Annotated in this window: 16 protein-coding genes; 7 read left to right on the top strand and 9 right to left on the bottom strand. The window is 74.8% G+C overall.

What is annotated here, in order from left to right; translation table 11 throughout:
• Positions 1 to 16: 16 nt before the first annotated feature.
• Both IEY99_RS13225 and IEY99_RS13220 read left to right on the top strand, forming a co-directional pair.
• The gene (locus IEY99_RS13225) at positions 17 to 1,516 is read left to right on the top strand and encodes an FAD-binding oxidoreductase (RefSeq protein WP_189202906.1); all 1,500 of its coding nucleotides are present in this window, start codon (positions 17 to 19) and stop codon (positions 1,514 to 1,516) included.
• Positions 1,513 to 2,391, top strand: a complete 879-nt coding sequence (locus IEY99_RS13220; protein ID WP_189202904.1) for a diacylglycerol/lipid kinase family protein — start codon at positions 1,513 to 1,515, stop codon at positions 2,389 to 2,391. Before IEY99_RS13225 ends, IEY99_RS13220 begins: the two co-directional genes overlap by 4 nt.
• A 217-nt stretch (positions 2,392 to 2,608) precedes the next feature.
• On the opposite strand, the gene IEY99_RS13215 is transcribed toward IEY99_RS13220, so the two are convergent.
• The 9 genes from IEY99_RS13215 to IEY99_RS13175 form a co-directional block, all read right to left on the bottom strand.
• Entirely contained in the window at positions 2,609 to 3,064 is a 456-nt protein-coding gene (locus tag IEY99_RS13215; protein WP_189202902.1) for a GNAT family N-acetyltransferase, read from the bottom strand.
• A gap of 57 nt (positions 3,065 to 3,121) precedes the next feature.
• Entirely contained in the window at positions 3,122 to 3,400 is a 279-nt protein-coding gene (locus IEY99_RS13210) for a YggT family protein (protein WP_189202900.1), read from the bottom strand.
• 27 nt (positions 3,401 to 3,427) lie between these two features.
• Positions 3,428 to 4,111, bottom strand: a complete 684-nt coding sequence (locus tag IEY99_RS13205; protein ID WP_189202898.1) for a DUF2306 domain-containing protein — start codon at positions 4,109 to 4,111, stop codon at positions 3,428 to 3,430.
• An 87-nt stretch (positions 4,112 to 4,198) separates the two neighbouring features.
• Entirely contained in the window at positions 4,199 to 4,858 is a 660-nt protein-coding gene (locus IEY99_RS13200) for a response regulator (RefSeq protein WP_189202896.1), read from the bottom strand.
• Positions 4,855 to 5,985, bottom strand: coding sequence for a sensor histidine kinase (locus IEY99_RS13195; protein WP_189202894.1), 1,131 nt, complete (start codon positions 5,983 to 5,985; stop codon positions 4,855 to 4,857). Before IEY99_RS13195 ends, IEY99_RS13200 begins: the two co-directional genes overlap by 4 nt.
• A 161-nt stretch (positions 5,986 to 6,146) precedes the next feature.
• Positions 6,147 to 7,181: a sulfate/molybdate ABC transporter ATP-binding protein gene (locus tag IEY99_RS13190; RefSeq protein ID WP_189202893.1), complete on the bottom strand. Its 1,035-nt coding sequence runs from the start codon at positions 7,179 to 7,181 to the stop codon at positions 6,147 to 6,149.
• Complete coding sequence (locus tag IEY99_RS13185; protein ID WP_189203577.1) at positions 7,178 to 7,969, bottom strand: ABC transporter permease; 792 nt, start codon at positions 7,967 to 7,969, stop codon at positions 7,178 to 7,180. The genes IEY99_RS13190 and IEY99_RS13185 overlap by 4 nt, the downstream gene beginning before the upstream one ends.
• A complete protein-coding gene (modA, locus tag IEY99_RS13180) occupies positions 7,966 to 8,760 on the bottom strand; it encodes a molybdate ABC transporter substrate-binding protein (protein WP_189202891.1) in 795 nt (264 codons plus the stop codon). Before modA ends, IEY99_RS13185 begins: the two co-directional genes overlap by 4 nt.
• Positions 8,757 to 9,155, bottom strand: coding sequence for a TOBE domain-containing protein (locus tag IEY99_RS13175; RefSeq protein WP_189202889.1), 399 nt, complete (start codon positions 9,153 to 9,155; stop codon positions 8,757 to 8,759). Before IEY99_RS13175 ends, modA begins: the two co-directional genes overlap by 4 nt.
• 151 nt (positions 9,156 to 9,306) lie before the next feature.
• Here IEY99_RS13175 and IEY99_RS13170 point away from each other — a divergent pair, with 151 nt between their 5' ends.
• From IEY99_RS13170 to IEY99_RS13150, 5 genes are all read left to right on the top strand, one after another.
• Positions 9,307 to 10,293 carry a hypothetical protein gene (locus IEY99_RS13170; RefSeq protein ID WP_189202887.1) on the top strand — a complete coding sequence of 329 codons (987 nt, stop codon included), beginning with the start codon at positions 9,307 to 9,309 and terminating at the stop codon, positions 10,291 to 10,293.
• 90 nt (positions 10,294 to 10,383) lie between these two features.
• Complete coding sequence (locus IEY99_RS13165) at positions 10,384 to 11,553, top strand: NAD(+)/NADH kinase (protein ID WP_189202885.1); 1,170 nt, start codon at positions 10,384 to 10,386, stop codon at positions 11,551 to 11,553.
• The gene (locus IEY99_RS13160) at positions 11,550 to 11,837 is read left to right on the top strand and encodes a UBP-type zinc finger domain-containing protein (protein ID WP_189202883.1); all 288 of its coding nucleotides are present in this window, start codon (positions 11,550 to 11,552) and stop codon (positions 11,835 to 11,837) included. Before IEY99_RS13165 ends, IEY99_RS13160 begins: the two co-directional genes overlap by 4 nt.
• A 9-nt stretch (positions 11,838 to 11,846) precedes the next feature.
• Complete coding sequence (locus IEY99_RS13155) at positions 11,847 to 13,505, top strand: NAD(P)/FAD-dependent oxidoreductase (protein WP_189202881.1); 1,659 nt, start codon at positions 11,847 to 11,849, stop codon at positions 13,503 to 13,505.
• Positions 13,505 to 14,977, top strand: a complete 1,473-nt coding sequence (locus IEY99_RS13150; protein WP_189202879.1) for an ATP-binding protein — start codon at positions 13,505 to 13,507, stop codon at positions 14,975 to 14,977. Before IEY99_RS13155 ends, IEY99_RS13150 begins: the two co-directional genes overlap by 1 nt.
• Positions 14,978 to 15,044: the final 67 nt, after the last annotated feature.

The raw sequence follows: 15,044 nt of genomic DNA, 5'->3' as shown, positions 1-15,044 counted from the left end.
TGTCACAGTGTAACGCATGACCACCTTCCGCTGGGGAGATCCCGCCGACGCCGTCACGCTGCCATCCTCGGTGCGCGACCTGCTCACGGCCGCTCTGGGCGTGACCGGGCCGCGCCCGGCCGCCGAGCCCGCCCTTGCCCCGCCCGCGCCGCTGCCGGACTTCCCCGGCCTGGACGTCACGACCGAGGCGCGGCTGCGCCACGGCGCCGGCATGTCCACCGAGGACCTGCTCACCGCCCGCACCGGCGAGCTGCCCGACGCGCCGGACGGCGTGGCCCGGCCCGCCACGCACGACGAGGTGCTCGAGGTGCTGCGGATCGCCGCGGAGCACCGGGTGGCGGTCGTGCCGCACGGCGGCCGTACCTCGGTGGTCGGCGGGCTGCGCGCGGTCCGGGAGGGCTACACCGGCGTGGTCGCCCTCGACCTGAGCCGTCTCGACCGGCTGGTGCGCCTGGACCGCACCTCGCGCACGGCGACCTTCGAGGCCGGCGTGCCCGCCCCGCGGGCGGAGGAGATGCTCAACGCCGAGGGCTTCACCCTCGGCCACTTCCCCCAGTCGTTCCAGTACGCGACGATCGGCGGCTTCGCGGCCACCCGCTCCAGCGGCCAGGCCTCGGCCGGTTTCGGCCGGTTCGACCAGATGGTCGTCGGCCTGCGCGCCGCCACCGGCGCCGGCACGCTCGACCTCGGACGGGCGCCGCAGTCCGCGGCCGGCCCCGACCTGCGCCAGCTCCTGCTCGGCTCCGAGGGGGCGTTCGGCGTGGTCACCGAGGTGACCGTGCGCGTGCGGCCGCTGCGCGAGCTGCACTACACCGGCTGGAGCTTCCCCTCCTTCGAGGCGGGGATGCGCGCCGTGCGCGCGCTCGCCCAGGACGGGCCGCTGCCGGCGGTGCTCCGGCTCTCCGACGAGGCCGAGACCATGATCAACGCGGCGACCGGGGCCAGCGACGCCGGCGGCGGCTGCCTCGCGATCGTCGGCTGCTTCGCCGGCACGGACCCCTCCGAACGGCTCGCCGAATACGGGGGCGAGCCGCTCGGAGAGGCGCCCGGCAAGGCGTGGGAGGCGGGCCGGTTCCGGGCGCCGTACCTGCGCGACGCGCTGCTGGACGCGGGCGCGCTCGCCGAGACGCTGGAGACCGCGACCTTCTGGGACCGGCTCCCCGAGACGTACGCCGCGGTCCGCGACGCCCTGGTCGGCGCCCTCGGCGACGGCGGCACGCCGCCGATCGTCATGTGCCACATCTCGCACGTGTACGAGACCGGCGCCTCCCTCTACTACACGGTGGTGGCGGCGCAGGCCGAGGACCCGGTCGCGCAGTGGCGGTCGGCCAAGAAGGCGGCCGGCGACGCGATCTCCGCCTCCGGCGCCACCATCACCCATCACCACGGCGTCGGCCGCGACCACCGCAGCTGGTACGCCACGGAGATCGGTCCGGTCGGCGTCTCGGTGCTGCGCGCGGTCAAGCAGGCCACGGATCCGCACAACGTGCTGAACCCGGGGATCCTGCTCCCATGATCCGCGAAGCGTTCACGGCCGTGGTGAACCCCGCCGCCGGCTCCGGCTCCGCCGCGGCGACGATGATCGAACTGGCCCGGGCGCTGCGCGACACGGGCGCGCGGGTGCAGGTCACGTACAGCCGCGGTCTGGAACACGCCACCGAGCTGGCGGCCGCGGCAGCCACCGGCGGCGACACCGTGCTCGCGGTCGGCGGCGACGGCATCGTCGGCGCGGTGGCCGCGGGCGTGCTCGGCACCGAGGCGGAGCTCGGCGTCGTGCCGGCCGGCCGGGGCAACGACCTGGCCCGGGCGGTGCACCTGCCCCGCGACGACGTGGCGGCGTTCGCCGCCGCCCTGCGGGAGAGCCCGAGCCGCCCGGTCGACGTCGCGATGGCCGGCGAACGCGTGGTCATCGGCAGCGTCTGCGCCGGCCTGGACGCGGCGGCCAACGACGCCGCCAACCGCTGGCGCCTGCCGCGCAAGCCCATCGCGTACCAGATCGCGGCGGTCGGCGTGCTCGCCCGCTGGCAGCCCCTCACCTACGACCTCACCGTCGACGGGGTACGCGAACAGGTGCGCGGCAACACCGTGGTGGTCGCCAACTGCGCCTTCTACGGCGGCGCGCTCAAGGTCGCCCCGGCGGCCGTCCTGGACGACGGCCTGCTGGACCTGGTGACGATCGGCGACCTGAACCGCCGCCGGCTGGTCCCCGTGCTCACCGCCATGCGCCGCGGCGAGCACGTCACCATGCCGGGCATCACCAGCCGCCCGATCCGCGAGGTCACCATCGCGACGGACCGCCCGACCCCGTTCTACGCCGACGGCGAGCGGCTGCCCCCGGGCCCGCTGACGGTCCGCGTCCGCCCGGGGGCCCTGCGCCTCATCGGCGCCTGACCTGTCGTGGGCCGCCCTCCGCCAGGGGCGGCCCACGACGGACCGCCATAGTCACGTCCCCGGGCAGTCGGCGCAGACGCGACACCGGCCGAGGTCGGAGCAGTGCACCGCATGCCGCGGGCACCGCATCTCCACGTCGTCCGGCCGCCGCCACGCGATCCCCCGGTCACTGTGCTCGCGGTCAGCGCCCGGTCGATCGGGCACGACGGGGCGTCCGTCAGCGGGCGACCCTGTGCATGATGTGGCCGGTGGCGGTGAAGGATTCGTTGCCCACCATGGGGCCGGTCCTGGTTTCGGTGATCTCGAAGCCTTCCGCGCGGTAGAGCGCCAGCCCCGCCGCGTTGCCCGCGAGCACCGTCACCTCGATCCGCTCCGCGTCGCAGGCGGCCATCGCGTGGCGCAGCAGCGCCCGGCCGATGCCCCGCCGGTAGCGGGCGGGGTCGACGTACAGCCAGGTGATCTCGGCGTCGTCGTGGGCCACGAAGCCGGCCACCGTGCCGCCGTCCTCGGCGACCCAGACGCGGCCGTCGAAGAGGCCCTCGCCCTCGGCGGTCTGTGCCAGCGTCAGGAACGCCGCGACGCCGGCCGAGTCGCGGAGTTCGTCGAGCCGGGCGGCGTCGTGGATGCGGGCGATCTGCGGCCAGTCGTCGTCGCGGTACGGCCTGATGAGCATCCGGACATGGTGCCGAGGGTTCCGGACGTCCGCACCCCGATTTCGCGCCGGTGTGGGTCAGGGCAGGAGCGAGCGGATCACGATGATGGCCAGGAAGACCACGATGAACGCCAAGTCGATGCCGACGCCGCCGACCCGCAGCGGAGGCAGGATGCGGCGCACCGGGGCGAGGAGCGGCTCCGTCAGCGCGTGGACCGCTGCGGAGAGCCGCGAGCGGAAGGAGCCGGGCAGGCTCGGGCCGGCCAGGGCCACCGTCCAGTCCAGGATCGCGCGCACGATCAGCAGCAGCTGCACCAGCAGCAACACCAGGCTCAGGACGGCGAGCAGGGATCCCATGGGCTACCTCCAGTCGGCGGGTCTCCACTATGCGGGGCTTTGTTGGGTGTTTGCTGAGGCTTCGGTGAGCGCGCGCCGAGGCCGGGGGTGGCGGGCGTGCGGGGCGGGCCGCCGGCGGATGAGCCATTCCGCGACGGCCAGATTGACCACCCACCCGGTCAGCATGAGGAACGAGCGGGCAAACGGGCTGGGCGTGCCGAGCGTGACCTGCCACGGCACGTGGGTGAGGACCTGGGTGCCGGCGCCCATGCCGATCGCGTACGCCCGGATCATCCACGCCTCGTGGGCCCGGAAGTCGCGGCGCCGCACGGCCGCGAAGCCCAGGACGATCGCCGCGATCATGCCGGTGCCGAAGACGATCCGGTAGGCGTTGGTGGCCGCGTTGTCGGCAGCCGGCAGGTCGGAGCCGAGCGTCATCCACAGGCCGGACGCCGCCGCGAGCAGGCCGCACAGCACCAGGACGCGCCCGGCGGCGCGGTGCCATCGCGGATTGCGGCGGCGCAGGTCCCGGGAGAACTGGAAGGCGCCGGCGACGCAGTACGGGACCGCCGTCAGGATGTGGAGCACCACCGGTAGCGGCAGGTCGGCGAACCGCTCGGGGGTCGCCTCCGCCCCGGTGGCGAGCTGGGTCAGGCGCAGCGCGCCGGCGATCGAGGGCACGAGGGCGAGCGCGACGAGTCCGGCGGGTGCGAGCCAGGTACGGGAAGCCATACGTCGATCGTCGCGGCGTGCCGGCCCCGGATCATCGCGGTAAAGGCCGGAGCCGGGCCGTGCCTGTGGCCGAGGCGCGAGCCGTACTTATGGCCGAGGCACCCGGCGGTTGTCGTACGCCCACATCGCGATCTCCACCCGGTTCCGGGCACCGAGCTTGGCCATCAGGCTGGCGATGTGCGTCTTCACCGTGCTCAGGCTGATGTGCAGGTCGCCGGCGATCTCGCTGTTCGTCCGCCCGGTCGCCACGGTGAGCAGCACCTGCTCCTCGCGCTCGGTCAGCGGGTCGACGGGCTGCCGGGGCGTCCCGGCGGGGCCGGCGCCGGCGAAGGTCCGCAGCAGCCGCGCGGTGACGCTCGGCGCGATCAGCGCGTCCCCCTCGGCGGCGGCGTGCACGGCCTGGGCCAGCAGGGCGGCCCCCGCCTCCTTGAGCAGGAAGCCGCGGGCACCCGCGCGCAGCGCCGCGTACACCAGCTCGTCGAGGTCGAAGGTGGTGATGACGACGACCGCCAGCGGGTCGGCGACGCCCGGGCCGGCGAGCAGCCGGGTGGCCTCGATGCCGTCCATGCCGGGCATGCGGATGTCGAGGAGGCACACGTCGGGGCGGAGCCGCCGGGCCAGGTCCACGGCCTGGCCGCCGTTGGCCGCCTCGCCCACCACGGTGATGTCCGGATGGGTGTCGAGCAGCATCGTCAGCCCCGTGCGCACGATCTCCTGGTCGTCGGCGACGACCACGCGGATGCTCATGCGGCGCCGGTACGGGGCAGCGTGGCGGTGACCGTCCAGCCGCGGCCCGGGCCGGGGCCGGCCGCGCAGGTGCCGCCGAGCAGGCCGGCGCGTTCCACCATGCCGGCGATCCCGTACCCGCTCGGTCGTGGGCCGGTCGCGCCGTCGCCGTCGTCGCTGACCCGCAGGTGGACGGCGTCGGCGTCGGCGTCGACGCGCACCTCGATGCGGCGCGCGTGCCGGGCGTGCCGCCGCGCGTTGGTGACGGACTCCTGGGCCAGCCGGTAGACCGCGGCGTCGACCGAGGGTGCCACGTCCGTCACGTCACCGGTGATCTCGACGGCCACCTCGGGCCCGCCGCGGCCGCGCCCGGCGAAGGCCGTCACGTCGCGGATGCCCGGGCTGGGCGTGACGTCGGCGGGTTCGCCGCGGCGCAGGACGCGGACCATCGCCCGCATCTCGGCGAGCGCCCGGGCCGCCTCCGCCTCGATGAGCCGCAGCGCCTCGGCCGCCGCCCCGGGGTCGGCGTCGGAGGTGGCCAGCCCCACCTGGGCGCGGATGGCCATCGCCGACACGTGGTGCGCCACGGTGTCGTGCAGGTCGCGGGCGAGCCGCTCGCGTTCGCGCAGCCGTACCCCGTCGAGCTCCCGCTGCCGGGCCCGGGACCGGTAGCGGAACGCCAGGCCCAGCGCGGTGACGGTGGACATGACGGCGATCCCGCCCAGGGCGTCGCCGAGCGCGGCCGGGCCGGTCAAGAACCAGATCAGGATCTTGCCGGCGACCATCGCCGACCCGAGCGTGATCTCCCGCCCGGAACCCCACCGGACCAGCGCGTACGGCAGAAGCAGCAGGTATGCCGTGGTGTAACCCTCCGCGACTGCGCCGCCGGTCACCAGCGGCAGCAGGGCCGTCGTGCCGAACGCCACCGCCACCGCCGCCAGCGGGTGGGTCCGGCGCCACAGAAGGGTCGGCAGCAGGGCGAGCAGCAGCACGGTGGAGGCGATCCGCGCCGGCAGCTCCGGCCGCAGCAGCGCTTCCACCGGGATCAGGACCCCCAGGACCGCGAGCAGCGCCCAGTCGCGCCACACCCGCGGGGGTGCCGCGGCGGGGCGCGGTTCGTCCCAGGCGGAGCGGAGCAACGAGCGCACGGCCCGATCGTATAGCCGCGACGATCGAGGTGCCCGCGTCCGCGCCCACCGCGGTCACCGCCCCGGCCGAGGCGGTGCCGCAGGGCTTCGCCGGGGGCGTGGCGTCGTACGCGCTCGGCTCCGGCTCGTACACCTTCACCGCCGGCTGACCGGCCGGGCCGTCAGGCGGGGTAGGACGAGGCCTCGGTGGCCTTGAGACTGGCCCACACCTGGCGGCCCGGTGCCAGGCCGAGCTGGACCGCGGCGGCGGGCGTGACGTCGGCGGCGACCGCGACCGGTCCGCCCAGCTCGACGCGCAGCGCGTCGCCGTGCCGGGCCACCGAGGCCACCGTGGCCGGCCACGTGTTGCGCGGGCTGCCCTCCGGCCGTTCCGCGTAGAGCGCGACGGCGGCCGGGGGGAACGCCACGAACACCTCGCCGGTCTGCGGCGTGGCCGTGGTCAGGGTGAAGTCCGGGGTCACCCGGACCAGGCTCCCCTCCGCCCGGCCGCGATAGAGGTTGAGGCCGACCAGCCGGGCCACGTAGTCGGTGCGTGGCGCGGACGTCACCGACGCCGCGTCGCCGGTCTGCACCACCCGGCCCTCCTCGAGGATGATCAACCGGTCGGCGAGCATCATCGCGTCCAGCGGATCGTGGGTGACCAGCACCGTCGGTCCCGGATGCGCGCTCAGATGACCGCGCAGGTGGGTGCGGGTTTCCAGCCGCGTCCGCGCGTCCAGGGCGGCGAGCGGCTCGTCGAGCAGCAGCAGCTCGGGCTCGGTGGCCAGGGCCCGGGCCAGCGCCACCCGCTGTGCCTGCCCGCCGGACAGCTCCCGGGGCTTGCGACCCGCGTGTGCGGCCAACCCGACGCGGTCGAGCAGAGCGGCCGCGCGCGCTCTCGCGACGGCCCGGGAGACGCCGCGGCAGCGCGGCCCGAACGCCACGTTGTCCACCGCGGACAGATGCGGGAAGAGCAGATAGTCCTGGAAGACCACGCCGATGCGGCGCCGCTCCGGCGCGACCTGCTCCAGGCGGCGCCCGTTCAGCACGACGTGCCCCTCGTCGAGGCCGGTCAGCCCGGCGAGCGCCCGCAGCGCGGTGGTCTTGCCCGCGCCGTTCGGCCCGAGCAGCGCCACGACCTCGCCCGGCGCCGCCGACAGGGCCGCGTCCAGGGTGAACCCCGGGCGCCGGACGACCAGCCTCGCCTCCAGGGTCACGCGGCACCCAGCCAGCGGTCGCGCAGGCCGGCGAGGATCGCCACCGAGACCGCGAGCAGCACCAGGCTCAGCACGATCGCGGCCTCGACGTCGCGCTCCAGGGCGAGGTAGACGGCGAGCGGCATGGTCTGCGTACGCCCCGGGAAGTTGCCCGCGAAGGTGATCGTCGCCCCGAACTCGCCCAGCGCCCGGGCCCAGCACAGCACCGCCCCGGCCGCCACCCCGGGGGCGATCAGCGGCAGCGTGACCCGGCGGAAGGCCGTCCACCGGCCGGCGCCGAGCGTCGCCGCCGCCTCCTCGTAGCGGGCGTCCGCGCCGCGCAGCGCACCCTCCACGCTGATCACCAGGAACGGCATCGCGACGAACGCCTCCGCGAGCACCACCCCGGTCGTGGTGAACGGCAGGGTGACGCCGAACGCCGCGTCCAGCCACTCACCGACCAGGCCGCGCCGGCCGAAGACCAGCAGCAGCGCGACGCCGCCGACCACCGGCGGCAGCACCAGCGGCACGGTGACCAGCGCCCGCACGATCCGGCGGCCCGGGAAGGAGCTCCGGGCCAGCAACCATGCCAGGGGTACGCCGAGCAGCAGGCACACGCCGGTCGCCAGGCTGGCGGTGAGCAGCGACAGCCGCAGGGCGGCCAGGACCTCGGGCTCGGTCAGGCGCTGGGGCAGCGTCCGCCACGGCGCCCGGACCAGCAGGCCGGCCAGGGGCAGCACGAGGAACGCCAGCCCGGCGATCGCAGGGATCGCCAGGACCAGCGGCGCGCGGCGGTGCAGGCGGCTCAGGGCTTCTGGAACCCTGCGTCGGCCAGCACCCGCTGGGCCTGCGGCGTCTGCACGAACGTCACGAACGCGCTCGCGCCGGACGGGTTCGGGGCGTTCGCCAGCGCGACGATCGAGTAGTCGTTGCGCGCCGAGGCCGACTCGGGGAACTCCACGCCGTCCACCTCCGCCGCGGCCGCGCGGGCGTCCGTACGGTAGACCAGGGCCGCATCCACCTCGCCGAGCTTGACCTTGGCGAGCGCCGCCCTGACGTCCTGCTCCTGGGTCACCGGGGTGACCGCCGCGCCGGCGGCCGCCAGCGCCTTCGCCGCGGCGGCGCCGCACGGCACCTGCTCGGCGCAGAGCGCCACCTTGACGTCCGGCTTCGCGAGCGCGGCGAGCGAGGAGATCCCCTTCGGATTGCCCTTGGGCACGGCGATGACGAGCTGGTTGCGCGCGAACGTCACCGCGGCGCCGTTGCCGTCCCCGGCGTCGACGACGGTCCGCATGGTTGCGGGGCTCGCGGCCGCGAAGACGTCCGCCGGCGCGCCCGAGGTGATCTGCTGCGCCAGGCCGGAGCTGCCGCCGTACGAGAAGGTGACGTCCACGCCGGGGTTCAGCCCCTCGAAGAGCGCGCCGATCTCGTCGAACGACCCGGTCAGCGACGCCGCGGCGAGCACCGTCACCGTGCTGGTGTTCGCCCTGGCCGGCGCGCCGGACGCCGAGCCGTTCGCCGGCGCGTCGGCGGCGGCGTCGCACCCGGCGGTCAGCAGCACCGCCGCCAGCGAGACGGCCGCCCGCACGCGTGCCCTCATCTGTCGTCCCCTCGCTCCACGACCACCGTCGTGGACTTGATCACGGCAACCGCCACGGACCCGACCTCGAGACCCAGATCTTCAACGGCCTCCCGGCTCATGAGTGACACCAGCCGGAACGGACCCGCCTGCAGGTCCACCTGTGCCATCACGGAGTCCCGGGCGACGGCGGTGACGATGCCGCGCAGCCGGTTGCGGGCCGAGGAACGGTGCGCCCCCGCGTCCGGCTCGTCGGCCAGCGCCCGCGCGAACGCGGCGAGGTCGGCGCCCGCGATGCTGCGATGCCCCTGCCCGTCGCGGACGGCGGCGAGCCGGCCCGAGTCCACCCAGCGCCGGACGGTGTCCACGCTGACCCCGAGCAGCTCGGCCGCCTCGCCGATCCGGTACGTCGCCACGCCCGTAGCATAGGGCTCGCATCTGCGAGGTCAAACGCCGGTCTCTGCTCGCGGATGCGTTTACCCCTCCGCGGGACGGGCCTTGTGCATCTCGGCGCGGCGGGGAAACCTGGGAGGTGCCTCCTGCGCCGGAAGGGGTACAGACCCTCCCATGACCGTCCGCGACGCACGCCCGAGGTTGGCCGCCCCCGGTCGCGACATCGCCGCACGCCACGCCCGCCCGGTGCCCGTGCGGGCCCCCGACGGGGCGGCCGACCTGCCGCGCTACCTGGGCGCCCTGCGCCGGCTGTCCGACGCCGACGACCTCGCCGTGGCGTACGCGGGCTGCACCCTGGCCGTGGAGGTCGCCGGACGGGAGGGCGCGGCGGCCGGTCTCGTCATGGCCTACTCGGAGCGCAGCTCGTCGGCCCGCCGCCTGGGCGACCTGGCCGCGGCGCGCGCCGACGCGGAGGCCGCCGCCGAACTCCTGCAGGTCTCCGGCGCCGAGCCGGACGGCCCCACCGCGGCCCTGCTGACGGCCCGCCGGATCGCGGTCCGGCTGGACCTCGGCGAGCTCGACTCGGCGGACGCCCTCCTCGCCGCCACCCCCTTCGGCGGCGACCTGCCCGACGAAGGCGAATACCTGCTGCTGCGCTACGTGCGGGGCCGGCTGCACGCCGCATCCGCCCGCCCCGGCGAGGGGCTCGCCGACCTGTACCGATGCGGGGAGCGGGTGGCCGCCCGCCGCTCGGACCATCCGGGCGTCCTGCCCTGGCGCTCGGCCGCCGCGACCGTCCTGGCCGGACTCGGCGCGGCCGAGGCGGCGGAGCGGCTGGTCGCGGAGGAGGTCGCCCTGACCCGCCGCCACGGCCTGGCGTCGGCACTCGGGCGGGCGCTGCGGATCCAGGGCCGGGTGCGGCCCGGCCTGGCCGGCAAGGAGCCCGCGGAGGAAGCGGTGCGGGTGCTGCAGGGTACGCCGCGCCGCTTCGAGCTCGCGTCGGCGCTGGTCGACCTCGGCGGCCTGCTCAACCTGGCCCGGCGGCGCCCCCAGGCCCGGCGGGTGCTGCGCGAGGGGCTCGAACTGGCCGAGAGCTGCGGTTCGCCGGAGCTGGTCGACCGTGCCCGCAGCTACTACGCGGGCCGCGCGCCGGCCAGATAGGCCACGCTTGGGACTCGTCCCCAGGGCGTTCCACGTCGCCGGTGCGGCGTGGAAGGCTGAAGCCGGCGTCGGCCGGAGGAGGATAGGGCCATGGGCATGGTCAAGGTGGTCGGTCTGGTCCTGCACCCGCGGCGGGACTGCGGTGCCGCGATCGAGGCGATCGTGCGGTGGGCCGCGTCGCGCGACGTGACGGTGCTCGGCCTGCACGACGAGATCACCCGCATCGACTGCGCGGCCGTCGCGGTCTCCGCCGAGGAGATGGTCGAGCGGGCCGGGCTGCTGGTCAGCCTCGGCGGCGACGGCACCATGCTGCGCACCATGCGGCTGGTCGAGGGGCGCAAGACGCCGGTGCTCGGCGTCAACGTGGGGCGCCTCGGCTTCCTCGCCGAGGTCGACCTGCCGGACCTGGCCGGTGCCCTGTCGATGATCGACGAGCACGGGTTCACCGTCGAGTCGCGCACGGCCGTGCGCACCGTCCTGCCGGACGGCCGGGAGGTGTCCGCCTTCAACGACATCGCGATGGTGCGGGTCCCCGGCGACGGCCTCGCCCACATCGGCATCGACGTCGAGGGCAGCAACTTCGTGCGCTACGCGGCCGACGCGGTGATCGTCGCGACCCCGACCGGGTCCACGGCGTACAGCTTCTCGGCCGGCGGCCCGATCGTCTCGCCCAACGTGGCAGGCATCCTGGTCACCGCCTCGGCGGCGCACTCGTCGTTCAACCGCTCGCTGATGCTCTCGCCCGACGAGCAGCTCGAGCTGGAGGTGGCGCCGACCAGCGGCCGCCTCGCCATCGAGGTCGACGGCATCATCCAGGGATACGCGGGTCCCGGCGACCGGCTGACGATCATCCCCGTGCCGGCGGCCGCGCAGGTCATCCGCTTCGGTCGCACGTCGTTCTACGAGCGGGCCCGGCGCAAGCTCCGGGTCGAGGGCAGCGCGCAGGTGAGCGGCGGCGACCCGGCCGGCGCCGTGGTCGTGGACAGCTTCGAGCAGTCCCGCTACGAGATCCTGCTCGGCGGCGAGCTCGCCGGTGCCCTGCACTACCGCCGCCACGGCAGTCGCATCGAGCTCGCGCACACCGAGATCGACCAGGCCTTCGAGGGCCGCGGGCTGGCCGGGCGGCTGGCCGCCGCCGCGCTCGGCGACGCCCGCCGCCGGTCCACCCGGGTGCAGGCGACCTGCCCCTTCGTGGCCGGATACGTGGCGCGGCACCCCGAGTTCACCGACCTGCTCGACACGGGAGGAGCACCGTCATGACCGTCTGCAGCCATCTCGACCAGGCCCGCGACGTCACCCCGTCCGGCGACGGCTGCGCCGAGTGCCTGGCGTCCGGCGGCCGCTGGGTGCACCTGCGCGTCTGCATGACGTGCGGGCACGTCGGCTGCTGCGACTCCTCGCCCGGCAAGCACGCGACCGCGCACTTCCACGCGCAGGACCATCCGCTCGTGCAGTCGTACGAGCCGGGCGAGGACTGGTGGTGGTGCTACCTCGACGAGGCGGTCCTGAAGGTCGCCGGCAAGCCCACCCTGACCTACCGCTGAGGACCCCCCATGGGCCACCCCGCCATCCTGACCGTCGACGACGACCCCTCGGTGTCCCGGGCCATCGCCCGGGACCTGCGCCGGCGCTACGGCGAGCACTACCGGATCGTCCGGGCCTCCTCCGCCGCCGACGCCCTGGAGGCGCTGCGCGACCTCAAGCTGCGCGGGGCCCGGGTGGCCGTCCTGCTCGCGGACTACCGGATGCCGCAGATGAACGGCATCGAGTTCCTGGAGCAGGCGATGGACCTGTTCCCGCACGCGCGCCGGGCGCTGCTGACCGCGTACGCCGACACCGACGCCGCCATCCAGGCGATCAACGTGGTGGACGTCGACCACTACCTGCTCAAGCCCTGGGACCCGCCGGAGGAGAAGCTCTATCCGGTCATCGACGCGCTGATCGAGGCCTGGCTGGCCACCGGGGAGAAGGACGCCGGGGACATCCGGGTGGTCGGGCACCGGTGGAGCGAGCCGTCGTACGAGATCCGAGACTTCCTGGCGCGCAACCTGGTGCCGTACCGGTGGCTCGGCGCGGACGAGCCGGAGGGCCGCCGCCTGCTCCAGGCGGCCGGGGTGGGGCCGGAGGCGATCCCGCTGGTGGTCACCGCCGACGGCCGGACCCTGGCGCAGCCGAGCGCGGCGGAGCTGGCCGAGGCGGCGGGCCTGCCCACCGCGCCGCACCGCGACTTCTACGACCTGATCATCGTCGGCGGCGGCCCGGCGGGGCTCGGCGCCGCGGTCTACGGTGCGTCCGAGGGACTCAAGACGCTGCTGGTCGAGCGCCGGGCGGTCGGCGGCCAGGCCGGGCAGAGCTCCCGGATCGAGAACTATCTCGGCTTTCCCGACGGCATCTCGGGCGCGCAGCTGACCGACCGCGCCCGGCGGCAGGCCGGCAAGTTCGCCGCCGAGGTGCTCACCACCCGGGAGGTCACCGGGCTGCGCCCGGACGGCTCGGCGCGCACGCTGACCTTCGCGGACGGCGGGGAGGTGTCGGCGCATGCGGTCGTGCTCGCCACCGGCGTCGCGTACCGTCCGCTCGTCGCCGACGGGGTGGCCGAGCTGACCGGCTCGGGCGTCTTCTACGGCTCGGCCGCGACCGAGGGGCCCTCCTGCGCGGGCAGCGACGTCTACATCATCGGCGGCGCGAACTCGGCCGGTCAGGCCGCGCTCTTCTTCTCCCGGTACGCCCGCAGCGTCACCCTGCTGGTCCGCGGCGACTCGCTCGAAGCCTCGATGTCGTACTACCTCATCCAGCAGCTCGACAAGATCGACAACATCCGGATCCGGACCCGTTGCGAGGTGGTGGGCGCGCGGGGCGACGGGCGCCTCGAAGCCATCACGATCTGCGACACCAAGAACGGGCTCACCACCACCGTCGAGTGCGGGTACCTCTTCGTGTTCATCGGCGCCGAACCGCGGACGGACTGGCTCGGCGACGCGGTGGCGCGCGACGAGCGGGGCTTCGTGCGCACCGGGCCGGATCTGCTGCGCGACGGCAACCGCCCGCCGGGATGGGATCGCGACCGGGACCCGTTCTATCTGGAGTGCAGCGTTCCCGGAATCTTCGCCGCCGGCGACGTCCGGGCCAGCTCGGTGAAGCGGGTGGCCTCGGCGGTCGGCGAGGGCGCGATGGCGGTCACGCTGGTCCACCGTTACCTGGAGGCGCAGTGATGAGCGGCGACGACGCCGAGGAGATCGGCCTGCGGCCCTGCGAGCCGGGCCGGCTCACGCCCGCCCAACTGAGGACGCTGTTCCTGTTCGAGAAGCTCACCGACGACCAGCTCGCCTGGATCGCCGGCCACGGCTGCACCATGCACGCCCCGGCCGGGTCGCTCGTGCTCCGCGAGGGCGATCCCGCGGAGAAGTTCTTCATCCTGCTCAGCGGCACGATCTCGCTCACCCGGCGGGTGGGGCGCGACGACGTGCAGACCACCCGGACGGAGCAGCGCGGCGTCTACATGGGCGCCACGCAGGCCTACATCCGCGACGACGGCGTGCCACGCACGTACCTGGCCTCGATGCGCGCCCTCGACGACGCCGACTTCTTCGTGCTGTCCGCCGCCGACTTCGGGTGGATGATGCGCGAGTGGTTCCCCATGGCCATCCACCTGCTGGAGGGCCTCTACCTGGGGATGCGCAACACCCAGGCGGCGATCGGCGAGCGCCAGCGGCTCACCGCCCTCGGCGCGCTCTCCGCGGGCCTGATGCACGAGCTGAACAATCCGGCCGCCGCCGCCTCCCGGGCCACCGGCGCGCTGCGGATGCGGGTCGCGGGCATGCGCCACAAGCTCGGCATGCTGGCCGCCGGCAAGGTGGCGGCGGACCGCCTCGACGCGCTCGTCGAGCTCCAGGAGGAGGTCATCGAGAAGGCGGCGAAGGCGCCCGCCCTGACCGCCCTGGAGACCGCCGACCGCGAGGACGAGCTCGGCGACTGGATGGAGCAACGCCAGGTGACCCGCGCCTGGGACCTCGCCCCGGTCTTCGCCCAGGGCGGCCTGGACGTCCGGTGCCTCGACGACATCGAGGCCAAGGTCGGCTCGCCCGAGCTGCTCGACCAGGCCATCCACTGGATCGGGTACGCGCTGGAGACCGAGCAGCTGATGAGCGACATCGAGGACGCCACCGGCCGCGTCTCCTCTCTCGTCACGGCCGCCAAGCAGTATTCCCACCTGGACCGCGCGGCCCACCAGTGGATCGACGTCCACACCGGCCTGGACAGCACGCTCGTGATGCTGGCCCACAAGATCGGCGACGGCGTCACCGTGGTCAAGGAGTACGACCGCGGCCTGCCGCGGGTCCCGGCCCACCCGGCCGAGCTGAACCAGGTCTGGACCAACATCATCGACAACGCGGTCCAGGCCATGAGCGGCGCGGGCACCCTGACCGTACGCACCTACCGCGAGGACGACGACGTGGTGGTCTCCATCGGTGACACCGGCCCCGGCGTTCCGGAGGAGCTGCGCAAGCGCGTCTTCGAGCCGTTCTTCACCACGAAGCCGGTCGGCGAGGGCACGGGCCTCGGCCTGGACATCTCCTACCGGATCGTCGTCAACGGCCACGGCGGCGACATCGTCCTGCGCTCCGAGCCGGGCGACACCCGCTTCCTCGTCCGGCTGCCGACTTCCGAACCACCCTCCGAATGACCGGGCGCCCTCGCTGTCGCCTTCCGTAGCCTCGTTGCCGCGCGCGAACATGCCGCGCGCGGCCCGC

The organism is Couchioplanes azureus, from assembly GCF_014648355.1.
In the GTDB taxonomy this organism is placed as follows: Bacteria; Actinomycetota; Actinomycetes; order Mycobacteriales; family Micromonosporaceae; genus Actinoplanes; species Actinoplanes azureus.
Note: the sequence above shows the minus strand (reverse complement) of the source record. Positions and strands in the feature narration are given on the sequence as shown.

Excerpts from the sequence above, each read along its gene's own strand:
- IEY99_RS13200 (WP_189202896.1), bottom strand. The coding sequence starts at position 4,858 with ATGAGCATCCGCGTGGTCGTCGCCGACGACCAGGAGATCGTGCGCACG.
- IEY99_RS13205 (WP_189202898.1), bottom strand. The coding sequence starts at position 4,111 with ATGGCTTCCCGTACCTGGCTCGCACCCGCCGGACTCGTCGCGCTCGCC.
- IEY99_RS13225 (WP_189202906.1), top strand. The coding sequence starts at position 17 with ATGACCACCTTCCGCTGGGGAGATCCCGCCGACGCCGTCACGCTGCCA.
- IEY99_RS13215 (WP_189202902.1), bottom strand. The coding sequence starts at position 3,064 with ATGCTCATCAGGCCGTACCGCGACGACGACTGGCCGCAGATCGCCCGC.
- IEY99_RS13170 (WP_189202887.1), top strand. The coding sequence starts at position 9,307 with ATGACCGTCCGCGACGCACGCCCGAGGTTGGCCGCCCCCGGTCGCGAC.
- IEY99_RS13210 (WP_189202900.1), bottom strand. The coding sequence starts at position 3,400 with ATGGGATCCCTGCTCGCCGTCCTGAGCCTGGTGTTGCTGCTGGTGCAG.
- IEY99_RS13160 (WP_189202883.1), top strand. The coding sequence starts at position 11,550 with ATGACCGTCTGCAGCCATCTCGACCAGGCCCGCGACGTCACCCCGTCC.
- IEY99_RS13220 (WP_189202904.1), top strand. The coding sequence starts at position 1,513 with ATGATCCGCGAAGCGTTCACGGCCGTGGTGAACCCCGCCGCCGGCTCC.
- IEY99_RS13165 (WP_189202885.1), top strand. The coding sequence starts at position 10,384 with ATGGGCATGGTCAAGGTGGTCGGTCTGGTCCTGCACCCGCGGCGGGAC.
- modA (WP_189202891.1), bottom strand. The coding sequence starts at position 8,760 with ATGAGGGCACGCGTGCGGGCGGCCGTCTCGCTGGCGGCGGTGCTGCTG.
- IEY99_RS13155 (WP_189202881.1), top strand. The coding sequence starts at position 11,847 with ATGGGCCACCCCGCCATCCTGACCGTCGACGACGACCCCTCGGTGTCC.
- IEY99_RS13150 (WP_189202879.1), top strand. The coding sequence starts at position 13,505 with ATGAGCGGCGACGACGCCGAGGAGATCGGCCTGCGGCCCTGCGAGCCG.